At 68.0% G+C, this 1,145-nt stretch carries 1 pseudogene; it reads left to right on the forward strand.

The window, feature by feature from the left end:
• Positions 1-177: 177 nt before the first annotated feature.
• Positions 178-1,145, forward strand: a pseudogene (locus ACOADB_RS11415) (hypothetical protein); the annotation flags it as partial.

A 1,145-nucleotide genomic window follows, 5' to 3' on the forward strand; every position in this document is an offset into this window, starting at 1 on the left:
GCTTCGCCGACGATCAGGACGCCATCTGCATCGCCGTCCAGCTTCGCGTCATCCGGCTCCCCACAGATCCCACGTCTGTGGAGAACCCGGACCAGGGCACCCGATCGGGCCACCATGAGCAGACGACCAACAGCCCGGGAACGGTGCAGTCGAGACACCCGCGGAGACGAGGGCGACATGCCGACCGATGACGACCCCGACAGCTCGGCCGAGCCTCGGACGACGCAGCCCGTCTTGGTCGTCCCGCAGCCCGATGGCATCAGCGTCACTCTCGACTTCACCACGCCCGGCCCGTTCGGCGACTTTGCGTTCACCGCCCGCATCCCCGGGCCCGGCGGCGCCGTACGCGAACGCGTCTACGGCGCACACCACACCGAGGAGGCCGCGATCTTCGTCGAGATCCTCCAGCACTGGGTACGCGTCACCGAACCCGACGACATCCTCGCCGGCCTCGACCGAGCCGACGCCGTCCTCCGCTTCCTCACCCACGACCTTCAACCGATCACCGGGTCCGAGAACGACTTCAGCGACCTCCTGCACCGCGGCATCGAGCCACTGGCGACCATGAGCTTCCTGCCGGCCGACCGCGAGCACAGCGACGAGCGAGGAGACACCATCGCCCTCTCGCCGCGCGGGACCGATCTGGTGTGGAGAAGCCAGCGTGGCCCGCGTACCGCGTTCAGCGTCCCGCCCAGCCACCTCTGGGTCTTCGTGACTGGGATGATGTGGCGCACCTACGACCACGACAGCATCCCTCTCTCCCGGCTCAACACCGCCGCGTACGAGACCGCCACTGCGGCTTTTCGCCGGGCCGTCCGCAGCCGCAGCGAGCCGCTGTTCGAGTCAGCGGCGGCATTCCCCGGCGCGAGTCCTGGCCTCAACGTCGTCCGTAGTTCCAAACTCGTCCAGAGCCTGTGCGAGCTGCTCGGCACGAAGCTCGTCGCCTACCTGAGTTCCGTCGCAGACACGCGAACCGTGCGAGCCTGGGCGGACTCTGCTGACGAGAGCGCACCTCCGGACGAGGTCATCGAACGTCTTCGTGTGGCCTACCAGGCAGCCACGCTGCTCAGCGAGAACGACACCGCGTCCGTCATCCAGGCATGGTTCCAGGGCCGCAATCCGCTGCTCGACGACATCGCGCCAGC

It is taken from the genome of Nocardioides sp. CPCC 206348 (assembly GCF_048654705.1).
GTDB lineage: Bacteria > Actinomycetota > Actinomycetes > Propionibacteriales > Nocardioidaceae > Nocardioides.